Here is a 16,825-nt window from a genome sequence, read left to right as displayed (position 1 = left end):
AAACCTGAGCGCGGAGGGGCTTATCCGGGCGTATGAGCAGGTATGTGCCAACATCGGCGGGAAGGTCGGGGTGAAGTTACACACCGGCGAGCAGCACGGACCCAACATCATCCCGCACGAGTGGGTCAGGGAGTTGCTGCAAAAGGATTTGCCCGACGCGCACATCGTCGAGACGAACACCTACTACGAGGGAGACCGCTACACGACCGGACAGCACCGCGAGACGTTGAAGGTCAACGGATGGACCTTCTGCCCCGTCGACATCATGGACGAGGAGGACACGCTGACCCTCCCCGTGAAGGGCGGCAAGTGGTTTGACAGGATGTCGGTGGGAAGTCACCTGACGAACTACAACTCCCTGGTCGTGCTGACCCACTTCAAGGGGCACACGCAGGGGGGCTTCGGCGGAAGCAACAAGAACATCGGCATCGGCTGTGCCGACGGACGCATCGGCAAGGCTTGGATTCACACCACGCCGGGGCAGGACAACCAGTGGGACATTGCCAGGGAGGAATTCATGGAGCGCATGACGGAATCCACCAAAGCCGTCATCGACCACTTCGGCAAGCAGGTGACGTATGTGAACGTGATGCGCAACATGTCGGTGTCCTGCGACTGCGAGGGCGTGAATGCCGAGCCGGTGGTGACGCCCAACGTCGGCATCCTCTCTTCCACGGACATCCTGGCGCTCGACCAGGCTTGCGTCGATTTGATTTATGCCATGACGGAAGCCGAACACCATGACCTGGTGGAACGCATCGAGACGCGCCACGGGTTGCGTCAGTTGTCCTACATGAAGGAGCTGGGCATGGGCAACGACCGCTACATCCTCATCGACCTCGACAACGGGGGCAAGCGCATCACGCCGGCGGAAGCCGTGAAGGGGCTGAAACCCTTCGTGCAGGAACAGGCGTCGGCTGACTGACAGGCGGAAGGGCACAACGTCCACATCGGCTGAACACAAAAAGAAACGAAGACACAGGCAACATCCGGAGGGAGGCTTGTGTCTTCGTTCTTTTTTATGCGGACGGACGATGCGTCAGAGGCGCACGGTCACCTTCTTGCCCGTGTAGGTGACGGTCTTCTCCTTGCCGTCGGGAGTGCGGACGGTGAACTGGCGCTTCGTCAGCATGCCCGGGTAGCTGCCCCGGCGGGCACCGATGGTCAGACGGCGGGAAGAGTCGTCCCAGGTCATCGGGACTTCGGTGTACGCACCCTTCTCGTAGTTGTAGTTGTCAAACTCGTCCTCGTACAGGGTGAAGCTGCCGTCGGCACCCGGATAGATGCGCAGCGTCAGGTTGTCCCACGGCTTCTCGGTGGCGTACTGCACGGCAGGACCGAAGGGCACGATGCTGCCCGCCTTGACGTAGAGGGGAATCAGGTCGAGCGTGGTCTCGCGCGTGATGTCCTGTCCGCCCTTCAGCGTCTCGCCGGTCCAGAAGTCATACCAGGTGGCACCGGACGGGAGGTAGAGCGTGGTCGACTTCTTCTGCGTGAAGTCGGTGGCGGTGACGGCATCCTTTGCCTTCCCGGCATTGTCGCGGTCCCATCCGCTCTGCTCGTCGACCTTGACTGCCTTTTCGGGCGTATACTGTGCCTCCAGCACGGGGGCAACGAGGATGGCGGGACCGAACATGTATTCGTCGTTCAGGTCGAGCACCTTCCGGTCGTCGGGGAAGTCCATCACGAGCGCACGCATGAATGTCGACTGACGGTGCGTCACCTCCCACGAGGTGGAGTAGATGTAGGGCAACAGGGCATAGCGCAGGTGAATCATCTTCTCGATGGCGTCATACACCGGTTCGCCCTTCTTGCCGAACTGGTAGATTTCGCGCGGAGCGTCCGCACCGTGGGAACGCATCATCGGGGTGAACGTGCCGAACTGCAGCCAGCGGACGTAAAGCTCCTGGTAGAGCGGGTTCCGCGGGGCAAAACCGTCGTTCCAGCTCTTGTTGTACGAGCCGCAGAAGAAGCCGCCGATGTCGTTGTTCCAGTGAGGCATGCCGCAGAGCGAGAAGTTCAGTCCGGCAGGGACCTGATTGCGCAGGCTCTCCCACGACGAACCGATGTCGCCCGACCACACGTTGGCGCCGTAGCGTTGCGAGCCCACATAGCCCGAACGCGTCAGGATGAACACGCGCTTGTCGGAAGTGGTCGCCCGCTGGTGGTCATACACACCCTGCACGCAGTAGAGCGGGTAGGCGTTGCGCATCTGACGGAACGAGCCGAAGTAGGTCTTCTGGTCGAGGTCGGACGGCTTGAAGTCCAAGTGGTCAGGCTCCGTCGAGTCCATCCACCACGCATCCATGCCATACTTGAAGATGCCCTCGTTGAGGTACTTCCAGTAGATGTCGCGCGCTTCGGGCGAGTAGGCGTCGTAGACACGTACCCCCGACGGATATTCGGGGTTGGGCGGCCAGCTTTCCGTGCCCGAGGCGGGCCAGGTCTTGAAGTCATAGAGCAGACCCTTCGGCGCCAGCTCGCGGTACGGCTTCGTGGCGGGACCGAATGACTGCCAGATGGAGATGGCCATGTGGGCGTTCAGTCCGTGCACCTCGTCGAGCATCCGCTGCGGGTCGGGGAACTGCGTGTTGGTGAAGTCCATGGCATTCCACAGATAGTTGTTTCCCCAGTACTGCCAGTCCTGGATGATGCCGTCCAGGGGTACACCCAGTTCGCGGTATTTGCGGACGACGCCGACCATCTCGTCCTGACTCTTGTAGCGTTCCTTGCTCTGCCAGTAACCGTAGGTCCACAGCGGGAACATCGGCGCCTGACCCGTCAGCGTGCGCATCCCTGCCACCACGCCGTCGGCATTGCCGCCGTAGAGGAAATAGTAGTCGGCGCAGAGTCCCACCTCCGAGTCGAAGGAGGTCGACTGGCTGTTGTCGGCAAAGGTCGTCGGGGAGTAGTTGTCCCAGTAGAGCCCGTAGCCCTTGACGGACTGGAAGAAGGGGCTGAAGTCCTCCACATTGCTCTGGATGAGGTATTTCTCCTGGTTGCGTTGGCTCATCTTGCCGTTCTGCAGCTGTCCCAGTCCGTAGATGGTCTCGTCGGGGTCCAGGCGGAAGGCTTGACGGACGCGGAAGTAGCCTTTGTCCACGCCTTCCTCGATGGGACGGAAGGTGACGGCTCCGTTTTCCGTGAGGAGCATCCGTCCGTCGGCATCAGCGAACTGCAACGTTGCCGTCCGCTTGTCGACGGTCACGCACAGCGCCTTGCTCCGCAGGACGACGGAGGCGTCGGCGTCAGTGACCCGGAACCTGGTGTCCTCCGGGGTGAGGACGACAGCCGGACTGGGCTTCTCGGGCAGCTGGGCTTGGGGGTATTTCACGACACGGACGATGGAGGGGGTGTAGAATTGCACTTCGCAGGTGTAGCTTCCGTCGGGCACCGTGAACTTGATGCCGTGCGGCGTTTGGCTGACCGTCTGTGCTGCGAGCCATCCGGGACAGAGCAGCAGAAGGGCAATCCATAGGGATTTGAATTGCTTCATAAACGTTTTTTGGATTAAAGGTTTTATAAAATGCCTACAAATATAGTCAGTTTTTTTGTCCGAACCTTGTCACCGTCCTGTTTCCTGCATTTCGAGGGGGCGAACAGGCGGACGGGGATTTTGTTGTCCGTTTTTCTGACTTTTCCGGCTTCCGGCGGTCTTTGGTCAGCCGACGGGGAGGAGCGGGCGTTTCCCTTGCTTCCGGATACGGCATTTCCAGCGTTCCGAAGTTTGTTTTGGTGCAGGATACGGCGTTTCCAGCGTCTCGGAGTTTGTTTTGGCTCCGGATACGACGTTTCCAGCGTCCCAAAGTTTATTTTGGCTCCGGATACGACGTTTCCAGCGTCCCAAAGTTTGTTTTGGCTCTGGATACGACATTTCCAGCATCAAAATGTTTAGCAAGGTTAAGGATACGACGTATCTAATGCCAAAATATTTATAAAGGTTAAGGATATATCGTATCTAGCATCAAAATGTTTTGAAAGGTTAAAGATACGGCATTTCCAACGCCTCACGGTTTGTTTTGGTCCTGGATACGGCGTTTCCAGCGTCCCGCGGTGCCGTTTGCTCCGGGATACGGCGTCGGTCGGAAGAAACGGACGGAGGAGAGGGGAGTGCAGGCAGTCGGCGGACTGTCCTACACCTATTATATATAGGGGACAACGGACGCCGACTTCCCGGGGTGACGGCAGGCGGTGCGTCCGTCTGCTGGACGACCGGGGGAAATCAACGGACAGCGGCGAAAAAGTCCGGTAAAAAAAAAAAGGATTCTATAAATGGAACATCCGCGGGAGGCGGAGATCCGGCGTCCCTGCCTTCCGCTGGTCGGAAGGCGGCGGCAACACCCCGAAGAGGGCACTCCGAAGGGGGCGGTAGCGGGAAAAACAGCATTTTTTTCTCAAAAAAATCATTTTTCAAAGTTCAAAAATCAAATTTAATAGTTGTGTTTGTTTGATTCTTTTCACCTTTGCCCACTATTTTAAGCTTAAAGGATGTTTACATCATGTACTCTAACCATCGAAGAACAGACTTATGATGAAAAAAAAGACTAAAGGAATGAAAGGAACAAGAATGGATCTCTCACTACGTGGATGCAGGATGAGCCTGGTCCTCGCACTGGGCATGTTGCCGTTTCTGGCATGCGCGGAGACGGAACCGATTGACGAAGATGACATCGACCCTGCCATCAACCCGCCGATAACTTTTGTGGACGACGACGACGAGCTCCCGTCCGAGGAAACACCCGACGGACCGTTCCCCGACCTGGGCTACGGCATCGAGACGACCTACGCCTTCCCCGGCTGTGTGGGACACGGACGGCTGACGAAGGGCGCACGTGCCGCGCGCAAGCCGACGCTCTACCGGGTGACGAACCTCAACAGCAGCGGACCCGGCTCGTTCAAGGAAGCCATCAGCCAGCCCGACCGCATCATCGTGTTCGGCGTGGCGGGAGTCATCGACATGAAGAAGGAGACGTACGTCTTCAAGAACAACCAGACGGTGCTCTTCGAGACCGCGCCGGGCGACGGCATCGAGCTGTACAACGGGCGGGTCAGCTCGTCGGGTGCTCAGGAACTCATCGTCCGCTACATGCGCATCCGCATGGGACGCCAGTACAGCGGAAGCGACTCGGGCGATGCCGGCGGACTGTCGTCGGGCAAGAACCAGGTCTTCGACCACTGCTCGTTCACCTGGGGATGCGATGAGTGCTTCTCCATCAACGCCGACAACAAGGGAACCCGTCCGCAGAACATCACCCTGCAGAACTCCATCGTCGGGCAGGGCTGCATGAACCACTCGGCGGGCGGACTCATCCAGACCAACGACAACGAGGGCATCACCATCTACCGCAACCTGCTCATCGACAACGGCACGCGCAACTTCAAGGTGAAGGGGCTCAACCAGTATGTCAATAACGTGGTCTACAACTGGGGCAGCGGGGGCGCATACATCATGGGCGGCGACTCGCAGGGACACTCGTCGACGGTCATCGAGAACAACTACTTCATCACCGGCCCGTGCAATGTGTGGCGCAACACGGCAGCTGCCGAGGTCGACCCGGACATCATCGGCGACGAGAGCCAGTGCATCCCCTCGGGCAGCGACGGCCGCTACTACATGGTCCTCAGAAAGGAGAAGCCGTCGAAACCCTTCTCGCGCGGCAACGACGGGTTTGACACCTACTGCCGGGGCAATTACTACGACAGCAACACGAACGGGGTGCTCGACGGCGTGGAAATCACCGACGCCAACTGGGACACGTTCCACAGCTTCCGTCCGACCTTCCTCAGCGCGCCCTCCTCGCTCCACCCGAAGCTGGAGGCAATGAGCGCCGCCGACGCCTACGAGTGGGTGGTGCAGCATGTGGGTGCATCGCTGCCGCGCCGCGACCGGGTGGACGCGTTCATGATTGACGAGCTGACGTCGCTGGGCACGAAGGGCACCATCCTGCGCGACACACGGAACACCACGCAGTATCCCATCGCCGACACGTGGCAACAGCTGGACACGGCGAACAACGTGAAGGACACCGACGGCGACGGCATGCCCGACGAGTGGGAGGACAAGTGGGGGCTCAACAAGCAGGATGCCTCCGATGCCGTGAAGGTGGCGTCGAACGGCTTCACGAACATCGAGAACTACTGCTTCTCGCTCGAATACCCGGACAAGTACGTCCGCTGAACAATGACTGGAAACATACTTGAACAACCAATTAATATCAATCCCAATGAAAAAAGCTACATTAAGAAAGGTGCTCTACACCTTGTGCTTCCCGTTCCTGCTCGCAGGCTGTGAAGACAAGATGGACGAGCATTACGAGATTCCCGGATGGGTGGCAGGCAGTGAGTGGGAAGTACTCTCCTCGGGAGAGCATGGCAATTTCTCCATCTTCCTCGAAGGGTGCGACATTGCCGGCTACACGAACATGCTGAAGGGGCGCAGTGTGATGACCGTCATGGCGCCCGACGACGAAGCCTTCCGTGCGTATCTGGAAGAGAAGGGGTATGCCTCCATCAAGGACATGCCTGTGGAGGAAGTCAAGAAGCTCATCGGCTTCCACCTGGTGAACTATTCCTACACCAAGGACATGCTGGAGAACTTCCGTCCGGAGGGCAGCGGTGTGGCGGACGACGGCACTCCGCAGCTGGATGCGGGTCTCTACTACAAGCACCGCACACGGAGCCAGGACGAGCCGACGCTGGAACACAACCCGTCGACGGGCGAGGACGTGCTGGTGTATCACCGCGAACGTTTCCTTCCGGTCTTCTCCAGCCAGTTCTTCTCCACACGGAAGATTGATGCCAAGTCGAACTACGAGTATTTCTACCCCAACTCCACGTGGACGGGCGACACGGGCTTCAATGTGTCGAACGCGTCGGTGAAGGAGTACGGCATCATTGCCAACAACGGTTACATCTACACGCTCGACCGCGTGCTCGAACCGCTGGAGACGCTCTACACCGAGCTGAAGAACAACCCCGACTTCTCGACCTACCTCGAGCTGTATGACTCCTACGGTTCCTACGTGGTGAACAACGACCTGACGACGAAGTACGCGTCGGCGTACGGCGTGGAGGAGCTTTACCAGCACACGCACACCGGCGTGCCCAGCATTGCGATGGAATGGCCGACGGACTCGGAGTATGCGTTCTCGTCGTTGTGCTCCATCTCCTACACCATCTTCGCTCCGACGAACGAGGCAATCGAAGACTTCTTCGAGCGTTTCTGGAAGAAGGGCGGTTATGAGTCACTGGCTGACGTCGACAAGGTGGCGTTGCAGATGTTCCTCTACAACTACATCTACAGCGGCTCGATGCTCTTCCCGTCCGACTTGAAGAACACCGACGACGTCCCCGTCTCCGGCGCGGGCACCGAACTCAACATCAACCCCGACGACGTGGCAAAGGACCGCCGCATCATGTGTGTCAACGGCGCTCTCTACGGGCTCGACCACATCGAGACCCCGTCAGCCTTCAGCTCGGTGGTCGGTTCGATTTTCCAGAACAAGAACTCGCTGTCCTATCTCTATGCCCTGAACGGCTCGGGTCTGTACAGCAACTACGTGTCCGATGTGGCAAACTATGTCGTGCTCGTCCCCACGGTCGACCAGTTCTCGGCAGCGGGCATCTACACCGTGCAGAGCACGCAGGACCTCGAGCAGGAGGGTGAAGACGGACGTGTGGCGCTGAACTCGGCACAGAAGCAGAGCATCATGTACATGCACTCCGCCAGCCTTGCCACGGGTGAGTCGAGCGAACTGCCCGCCACCGGCAAGAAGGTCTATCCGTTGAGCCAAAGCTGGAACTACTGGTTCGTGAAGGATGGCAAAATCACCTGCAACGCGTTGTTCAACCGTCAGCTGAACCCGCAGAACACCGGCGGCTCGCCCTTCTCGGCATTCCACAAGACGACGTCCGCCAGCAACGGAACGGTCTACAGCTTCGACTATGCCGGCATCTTCACCAGCGAGAGCACCGACATCCGCCGCGACATTGCGATTTGTGCCGACAAGAACTACGTCTACCACCACTTCTCGCAGTTGCTGAAACGTGCGGGCCTGGTGAGCGGCGAGATGCTGTTGCCCTCGGCTTACGGACGTTTCATCGCGTTCATCCCGACGAATGAGGCGATCGAGAAGGCCATCGCCGAGAACCGCATCCCGGGCATCACCAACGGTACGTTCGATGCCGACGGCAACCTCAGCGGAACCATCGACCGGACGGCGTTGAGCAACTACATGTATTCCTATTTCATCATCATGGGCGACAACGGCATCACGAGCTATCCCTATGTCGGTTCGAACATGAAGAGCGGCACGTACCGTCCGCATCTGCCGAAAGCAAAAGGGCTGGTCTACACCGACGACGGCAGCCGCCTGAGTGTACGGCTGGAAGGCTCGTCCAACACCTGCCATGTGGTGGACACCTATGACCAGTTCCCCTTCGCCTTCGAGAATTGTTGCTTCCATCTGATCGATGATGTTTTATGATTTAACGGAAAACAGCTTTATGAAACTAACGAAATATTTACTGGTGAGCGCCCTTCTTGTCGGAGCTGCAGCAACCGACGCGGATGCCCAGGTAAAGAATCTGTCGGGAAAGGTGACGGAAATCTTTAATGGGAAAACGGAAGTCATGGTGGGCGTGAACATCAACATTGTCAATTCCCAAAACCGTTCGTTGGTGGGAGCCATCACCGACCTGAACGGTAACTTCAACATCAGTGTCCCCGACGAAAAGAACCTGACCATCGAAATCTCCTACATCGGCAAGAAGACGGTGCGCATCAAGTACACCGGACAGAGCCGTCTGGATGTCAAGCTCGACGATGCCACACAGGAAGTCAGCGAGGTGGTCATCACGGCAAACCGTCTTGACCGGAACTCGATGGGTATCAGTTCGCACGAACAGGTATCCGCCACACAGAAGGTGAACCTCGAAGAGCTGGTGGCTGTTGCGCCGGTCACTTCGCTGGAAGATGCGTTGCAGGGCCAGTTGGGCGGTGTGGACATCGTCCTCGGCGGCGGCGACCCCGGTGCACGTGCCAGCATCCAGATTCGTGGTACCAGCACGCTGAATGCCAACTCGGACCCGTTGATTGTCATCGACGGCATCCCTTATCCGTCGGACATCAGCGATGACACCGACTTCTCCAACCTCGACAACGACGACCTGGGCGCCCTGCTCAACATCTCCCCGCAGGACATTGCCTCCGTCGAGGTGTTGAAGGATGCTGCCGCCACGGCAATCTGGGGAACGAAGGGCGCGAACGGTGTCCTGATGATTACGACCAAGAAAGGTACGGTCGGCAAGACACGCTTCTCCTTCTCGACCAAGTATTCCGCCAAGTTCGAGCCGGAGAGCATCCCCATGCTGAACGGCGACCAGTACACCGCCCTGTTGCAGGAGGCTATCTGGAACAGTGCGAACTACAGCGGCTTCAATACGACGTACCTCGACCTGCTGAACAATACCCCGGAAATCGGCGAAGACCCGAACTTCGAATACTACAACGAGTACCACCAGAACACCAACTGGCTCGACGAAGTGAAGCGCAACACCTACACGTGGGAGAACAACTTCTCGATGAGCGGTGGTGGCGAGCGTGCGACCTACCGTTTCGCCCTGGGCTACCTCGACGAAGGCGGTACGACCATCGGTACGGGCTTCAACCGTCTGAACTCTTCGTTGGACATCACCTATCGCTTCTCCGACCGGTTGAAGTTCAATGCCTACTTCTCCTATACGCAGTCCGACCGCGACAACAACTACTTCAACATCCGTAAGGAGGCGTTCCGCAAGATGCCGAACAAGTCACCTTATTATATAGACCCCGAGACGGGCTTGCGCACCGACCAGTACTTCTCCCGCTACAACACCGAGAGTACCGTCATCGATGCGGCTCCCGCGAAGTTGGATAAGACCGATGATGCGCGGAACTACAACCCGATTGCCCTTGCCAACGACGGCGAGTACAACACGCTGCAACGCGAGAGCAAGATGAACTTCAACGTGGAGTACAGGATTCTGCCGGAGTTGACCTACAAGGCATACATCAGCCTCAACATCCGCAACCAGAAGGACCGCAAGTTCCTCCCGCAGACCGCCACGGGCCTTGCCTGGACCGACAGCTACTCGAACCTGAGTACGGATGCGTCGTCCGACCTGCTCTCCATCAACTCGGAAAACCAGCTGATGTTCATCAAGAACTGGACCGACAAGCACAAGATTATTGCCAACGCCATCTTCCGTACGACGGACAGCCGGAAGGCAGCCTACAACAGCATGACCTATGGTAACGCCTCGTCCGACCTGTCCGACCCCATCATGGGCAGCACGGTGCAGAAGCTGACCTCCAGCGACACCGAAGAGCGCACCCTCTCGGGTATCCTGGCGTTCAACTACACCTTGCTGAACCGCTATGTGTTCAATGCCACGGTCAACATGGAGGGTAACTCCTCGATGGGTAAGTCCGAGCGTTGGGGAACCTTCCCTGCCGGGGGGTTCGCCTGGCACATTGCCGAGGAGCCGTTCATGCGCGACATCGACTGGCTGAATGAGCTGAAGCTCCGTTTCAGCGTCGGTCAGAGCGGACGTTCGGCAAGCGGTACGGGTGTCTACATCGGTGCGTTCGAAGCCGGCGACAACTACATGGACATGAGCGGCATCAAGCCGACGACCATGCAGCTCAACCGCCTGAAATGGGAGACGACGACCGAGTACAACACCGGTCTGGACATCTCGTTGCTGCGTAACAGACTCCGTTTCACGTTCGATGTGTACCAGCGCTACACCCGCGACCTGTTGCAGAAGGATGTGAAGGTACCGACGACAACCGGTTACGGTGAATACAAGCTGAAGTATTACAACTCCGGTGAGATGACCAACAAGGGTTGGGAGTTCCGCACCGACTTCACGGCGTACGAGAACAAGGATTGGCGCGTGTCCGGCTATTTCAACATCAGCCGCAACGTGAACAAGATTACCGAACTCCCCATCAACAAGACCGACGAAGAATATACGTTCGACAACGGCAACTACGCCATCCGCAACGAGGTCGGTCGTCCGCAAGGCTCCTTCTACGGCTACCGTTACCTGGGTGTCTACCAGAACAAGGAGGCAACCTATGCCCGCGATGCGGAAGGCAACGTCATGAAGGACATCGAGGGCCAGCCCATCGTGATGCGGAACGGTACGGCAGTCGTTGCCCCGGGTGATGCCATCTACGAGGACATCAACCACGACGGTGTCATCAACCAGTACGACATCGTTTACCTGGGTAGTGCGCAACCCCGCTTCTTCGGCGGTGCCGGCCTGACGGTGTCCTGGAAATCCCTGAAGCTGACAGCCAACTTCTACGGACGTTACGGCATGAACGTGGTCAACCAGGCACGTATGGACAACGAGGCGATGTACAACGCCGACAACCAGAGTACAGCCGTGTTGCGTCGCTGGCGTAACGAAGGCGACCAGACCGACATCCCCCGTGCACTCTACAACCAGGGTTACAACTACCTGGGCTCCGACCGTTTCGTGGAAGACGCTTCCTACCTGCGTCTGAAGTCGCTTTCACTGACTTACCGCTTCCCGAAAGCCCTGTCGCAACGTTTGCGGATGAACACGGTCGATGTCTATGTGACGGGTTACAACCTCTTCACGTGGACGAAGTACACAGGACAAGATCCGGAAGTGAAACCCTCGTCAACCCTGACCAAGGATACGGCGATGACGCCTGCATCCATCCAGTTCACTTGCGGTGTAAACTTAAACTTCTAAACGGAATATTGATATGAAGAAAATATTTGCAGCAATAGCATTGTTCGGCAGCATGTTGACCATGAGCGGTTGTAGCGACTACCTGGACATCCTGCCGAAAGACAAACAGACGTCGGACATGTTCTGGAAGTCCAGAGAAGACGTCGAGGCGGTCTTGGGACAGTCGTACCACCTGTTGCGGGGCAGCGTCAAGGACATGCTCTACTGGGGTGAGTTGCGCGGCGGCTCGGTGAATACGTCCGAGACAGACCCGGCGAAGATTCAGGATTTCCAGATACTCCCCAACAACAAGTGTGTGAAGTGGGCGAACTTCTACAATGTCATCGGTCTTGCCAATGCCGTGCTCCACTATGCACCCGGCGTGATGGGTGAGGACGAGAGTTACAAGGAGGAGCAGATGAAGTCCAACCAGACGGAAGCCTACTTCCTGCGTGCCCTGTCTTACTTCTACCTCGTGCGCAACTTCCGCGACGTCCCCTTGATTACCGAACCGTATATCGACGACCAGATGCCGACCGACGTGGCAAAATCGTCGGAGAGCGAAGTGATTGCCCAAATCAAGAAGGACATCACCGATGCCCTGGCAACGAACGCGGCAAAGGAGACCTACACCGAGGCATGGGAGAACAAGGGACGTGCCACGAAATGGGCGCTCTATGCGCTGATGGCGGACGTCTGCCTGTGGAGCGAGGACTATGACGGCTGCATCACGTATGCCGACAACCTCATCAATGCGACGGCGAGCATCCGTCCGGTATTCATGTCGTCGAGCGCACAGTGGTTCACCATGTTCTATCCCGGCAACAGCAACGAGTCCATCTTCGAGATTCAGTTTGACGGCGACCTCGACCAGACCAGCGGCGGTCCGACCGACCTGACCTACTGGAACGCAGCTCCCGTGAAGCTCTACTTCTCGGAGACGATGACCGAGCGTCTGCAAGACCCTGAGACCCGTGCCAGTGTACGCGGTATCTACGGTACTTTCGGCTACGACAAAACGGCGACGACCGAAGTGACCAGCCCGGTCATCTGGAAGTACAACGGTATGGGCGACGAGTGGGAGCTGAAGCGTGAAGGTGACAACCAGGATGCCAACTTCATCGTCTACCGCATGGCGGATGTCATGCTGATGAAGGCAGAGGCGTTGATTCGCAAGGGAGGAACTGCCAACTGGCAGGAGGCGCTCGACCTCATCGAGCAGACACGTACCCGTGCCGGCATGACCACTTCCCTGGGCATCGACGTGGCAGAGACCAGCGAACTGGACATGCTCAACGCCCTTCTGGAAGAGCGTGACCTGGAGTTTGCAGCTGAAGGCAAACGCTGGTATGACCTGCTCCGCCTGGGCCGTCAGCAGAACTTCAAGTACAAGAGCCAGTTCATCGACCTGGTGATGACCAACAACACGACCGCCAACCGGAAGTGGCTGTCGTCGACCCTGAGCAACGATGATGCCTGGTTCCTGCCGATTCCCGAATGGGACATCCAGACCAACAAGCTGCTGGTGCAGAATCCTTATTATGACGTCGTACAATAAACCTTTCTTTAATTGCTAGTAATTATGAAATCGAAATACACAATCACAAACATGCTTCAACGGGTGTGCGGCAAGGCAGTCCTGGTCCTGATGGCCCTCATCTGCACGGTGACCGCCTGTGACGACCCGTATGAAGGCGATACGTTCACGGTGTATGACATGCAGCCGGCATCCACCTACCTGTCTTCCCGCGAGGATTGTTCCGAGTGGGTCGCCATCATGAAATATGCCGACCTGTACAACGCGGTGAATCAGGCAACCCAGTATTTCACGGTCTTCGTTCCGACGAACGATGCCGTGCAGCGTTTCTATCAGAAGCAGGGCGTCAGCTCCATCCAGGAACTGGGTCAGGAGTATGCCCGCGACCTGGTGAAGTTCCATGTCCTTGCCGATACGCTCGACCAGCAGAAGTTCATCGAGTCGGACGGTGTGCTGCCCTTCAAGACCATCTCCGAGGATGAACTGACGCTGTCCTATGGCGACGAGACTGCCGGCGGTGGTCTGCAATCGCTCTATCTGAACAACGAGGCTCACGTCATCGAGCTGGCAAACCGTGTTTCGAATGGTTTTGTCTACATCCTGGAGGACGTCATGACTCCGTTGACCCAGAGCGTGTACGAGCGTCTGTGTGAGCCCGAGCGTCCGTTCCAGCTGTTCCGTGAGGCTGTCGAAGTGACGGGACTGGACAAGCGCATCCACACCATCTATCAGGATACGGTCGATTCGAACGGCATGCCCATCACGTTGAAACGCAATTATACGGTCATTGCCGTCAGCGATGATGTCTACCGTCAGGAGGGCATCAACAGCCTGCAGGACCTGGTTGCCAAGTTGGAGGCGGGCAACGATTACACCAGCCCTTCCAATGCACTTTACCAGTATGTCGCCTACCACATCCTGTCGGGTGCCTACAACCTGGGCAAGATGCAGGCTTTCGACACGGACGACGCGACCTCCAAGAACTGGGAGACGCTCAACACGGAAGCCCTCATCAAGGTTTCGCTGGTTGACGATGCGTTCTATCTGAACTATGCCGACGAGAACAGCCGCTGCCAGTTCCTAGAAGACGGTTCCGACATCCAGGCAAAGAACGGTTATGTGCATCAGGTCAACGGTTACATGCCGGTGGCTGAAGCGCAACCCGAGACGGTCCTCTTCGATGTGACGAACTACGAAGAAATCAAGAACTGGATCGAGGCTGGCAACGGCGACTTCGAAGAGATGAAATTCCAGACCACCCATGAGACGACCGAAGGCAATGCCGACGTCAGCACCTTGGGACTCTATGACTTCTCCCTGAACAATCCGAGCCCCTGGCGTCCCGGTTCGAGCAAGCCGTCGTGGTTCGTTATCTACTTCACCTCGAAGTCGAACAACGACTGGAAGAATGCCCAGAACCATGACATGCTGATGCTCAACCTCGGCACGAACGGCTGGATCTCCTTCACGACGCCGGTCATCGTGAAAGGCAAGTACAAGGTGAGCATCCAGTTCGGCAATGCGAAGTCGATGGACTTCATCGCCAATGCTACCGCCGGCAGCAACGGCGGACAGATGGAATTCTCCATCGACGACCAGAACGTCACTTCCGCCTATCCGTACACCAGCCCGGATGTGCATAAGGGCGGTTCCTATCTCTTTAGCTATGTCGTATACGACGAGATCGAGTTCACCTCGACCTCTACCCATACGTTCAAGCTTGTCATGAAGGACCCGGCAGCGAGCACGAACTCCAACTACCGTTTCATGATTGACTATATCCTGTTTGAACCCATCACAAACACTGTAGAAGAATAAACCCTATGAAAGCAAAATATTATCTGTTAAGCGCATTGTGTGCTGCCGGTATCGGTCTGACAGGTACCGGTTGTTCAGATACCTGGGACGAGCACTATACCCCGGGTGAAAGTACGGTGAACAACACCGACGTGATGATTGTCGACGAGCCGCTCACCTCATACCTCTCCCAGGAGCCGTCCTTGTCAGGCATGTACCAGCTGCTGGAAGAAACCGGCATCGTGGACCAGATGGAGCAGCGTCAGCAACTCTACACGGTGCTTGCCGTGGAGGGTGGCTCGCGTGCCGACGGCGAAGTGGACAGCGACGAACTGTACAAGGCACAGTCACACGTGTCCGACGTTTCTGTCTCCCCGTCCAACATCAAGGACGGACAACGCATCCTGATGTGGAACGGCAAGTACCTGAACATCTCCAAGACGGAGAACGAACAGGGAGAAACCGTCATCAAGTTCAACAATGCCACGGTGACCAAGACGGTGAAGACCAACAACGGCTACATCTACTGCATCGACCAGTATGTGGAAGCACCGCGCAGCATGTATGAGATGATCGAGAACCTGGGCGATGACTACTCCATCTTCCGCGAGATGGTCCTGAAGCGCAACGAACGGGTGTTCGATGAGTTCAACTCGACCATCATCGGTGTGGACAATACGGGTAACAACATCTATGACTCCGTCTTCGTGGTCAAGGCTCCCTACTTTGAGAACAAGGGCTTCAACCTCATGTCGGAGAACGTGACCGCCACCATGCTCATCCCCTCCAACGAGGTCATCAACGAAGCCATGGAAGTGGCTCACCAGAAGTTGGCGGAATGGGAGCTGGAGCGCGAGGATACCGTGCTGCAGAACTGGATTCTCCAGTCGATGTTCTACAACCAGGTCTACACCAAGGCAGACTTTGAGGAGAACGAGGACCTCAGCTCGGTCTTCAGCACCCAGTGGCGTACGACGGTGCAGGAAGTGGATCTCGACAACCCCGTCTCCATGAGTAACGGTACGGCTTACTACGTGAAGAAAATCCACATCCCGACCAACGTGCTGATTTTCCGCTTGAAGGACTACTACAATTACTACGAGAAGCTGACCGACTCCGAGAAGCAGGAATACTTCGTGACGGAGAACCTGAGCTTTGAGAAAATCCGTCAGTCGGGTCTGATGACCGGCTTGGGATGGCCTCAGGGAGGATTCCCCCTGCGTGACTACTACTATGTCCTGTCCTTCACACTGACTGACCCGGACAACAAGACCTATGATTTGAAGTTCACACCGTTCAAGTATGAGGAAGCCCCCTCGTCACCTTCCGGACACGTGACAGCCCCCTACAACATCCCGCCGGGCGAGTATGACCTCTGCCTCGGTTTCGAGCAGGCGAAGAGCCAGCAGCTGGGTTCCATCACCGTCTATGTCAACGGCGAGAAGATACAGACCATCGCTGCCAGCATACTGGCAGGTAGTAGCTATCACTACGACCGTTCCGGACAGGGCTATCCCGAAGGCTTCGATTCGAAGAAGGCTACGAGCGACGGTAACAAGAATGCCAGCAAGTATGACCGCGACGGAACGAAGGTGGGCACCATCACCATCACTGGAACGGAAGCCAAGCCCATCGAGCTGCGCTTCTCGGGCGAGGGCAGCAGTGTCACCAACCTCTGGTTGCACCACTGGTGTCTGAAACCGACAAAGAACTGTTATTAATTCTAAGAAACTAACGAAT

8 protein-coding genes (1 of these 8 running past the window's edge) are annotated in these 16,825 nt (G+C 57.1%); 7 read left to right on the top strand and 1 reads right to left on the bottom strand.

Going from position 1 to position 16,825, the window contains the following annotated elements; genetic code table 11:
• On the top strand, positions 1-925 hold the 3' portion of the coding sequence (locus C8275_RS10200; protein WP_199881917.1) for a DUF362 domain-containing protein. Its footprint begins 152 nt before the window's first position; only the last 925 of its 1,077 coding nucleotides appear in the window; its start codon lies beyond the left edge, outside the window; the stop codon is at positions 923-925.
• A 114-nt stretch (positions 926-1,039) separates the two neighbouring features.
• On the opposite strand, the gene C8275_RS10195 is transcribed toward C8275_RS10200, so the two are convergent.
• Positions 1,040-3,496 carry a TIM-barrel domain-containing protein gene (locus tag C8275_RS10195; RefSeq protein ID WP_106485032.1) on the bottom strand — a complete coding sequence of 819 codons (2,457 nt, stop codon included), beginning with the start codon at positions 3,494-3,496 and terminating at the stop codon, positions 1,040-1,042.
• 1,056 nt (positions 3,497-4,552) lie between these two features.
• Between C8275_RS10195 and C8275_RS10190 the strand changes: the two genes are divergently transcribed.
• From C8275_RS10190 to C8275_RS10165, 6 genes are read left to right on the top strand one after another with little or no spacing between them, the layout of a single operon-like run.
• Entirely contained in the window at positions 4,553-6,178 is a 1,626-nt protein-coding gene (locus C8275_RS10190) for a polysaccharide lyase family 1 protein (RefSeq protein WP_234395743.1), read from the top strand.
• A gap of 46 nt (positions 6,179-6,224) precedes the next feature.
• Positions 6,225-8,486: a fasciclin domain-containing protein gene (locus tag C8275_RS10185; protein WP_106485030.1), complete on the top strand. Its 2,262-nt coding sequence runs from the start codon at positions 6,225-6,227 to the stop codon at positions 8,484-8,486.
• 19 nt (positions 8,487-8,505) lie between these two features.
• A complete protein-coding gene (locus C8275_RS10180; RefSeq protein ID WP_106485029.1) occupies positions 8,506-11,772 on the top strand; it encodes a SusC/RagA family TonB-linked outer membrane protein in 3,267 nt (1,088 codons plus the stop codon).
• Between the two features lie 13 nt (positions 11,773-11,785).
• Positions 11,786-13,309, top strand: coding sequence for a RagB/SusD family nutrient uptake outer membrane protein (locus tag C8275_RS10175; protein WP_106485028.1), 1,524 nt, complete (start codon positions 11,786-11,788; stop codon positions 13,307-13,309).
• A 24-nt stretch (positions 13,310-13,333) separates the two neighbouring features.
• Positions 13,334-15,106: a DUF5108 domain-containing protein gene (locus C8275_RS10170; RefSeq protein ID WP_234395742.1), complete on the top strand. Its 1,773-nt coding sequence runs from the start codon at positions 13,334-13,336 to the stop codon at positions 15,104-15,106.
• A gap of 5 nt (positions 15,107-15,111) precedes the next feature.
• Positions 15,112-16,806 carry a hypothetical protein gene (locus C8275_RS10165; protein ID WP_106485027.1) on the top strand — a complete coding sequence of 565 codons (1,695 nt, stop codon included), beginning with the start codon at positions 15,112-15,114 and terminating at the stop codon, positions 16,804-16,806.
• Positions 16,807-16,825: the final 19 nt, after the last annotated feature.

This window comes from Bacteroides sp. Marseille-P3684 (assembly GCF_900291465.1).
Taxonomy (GTDB): Bacteria; Bacteroidota; Bacteroidia; order Bacteroidales; family Bacteroidaceae; genus Phocaeicola_A.
The sequence above is the reverse complement of the archived record's forward strand: the minus strand, read 5'-3'. Positions and strand labels throughout refer to the sequence as shown.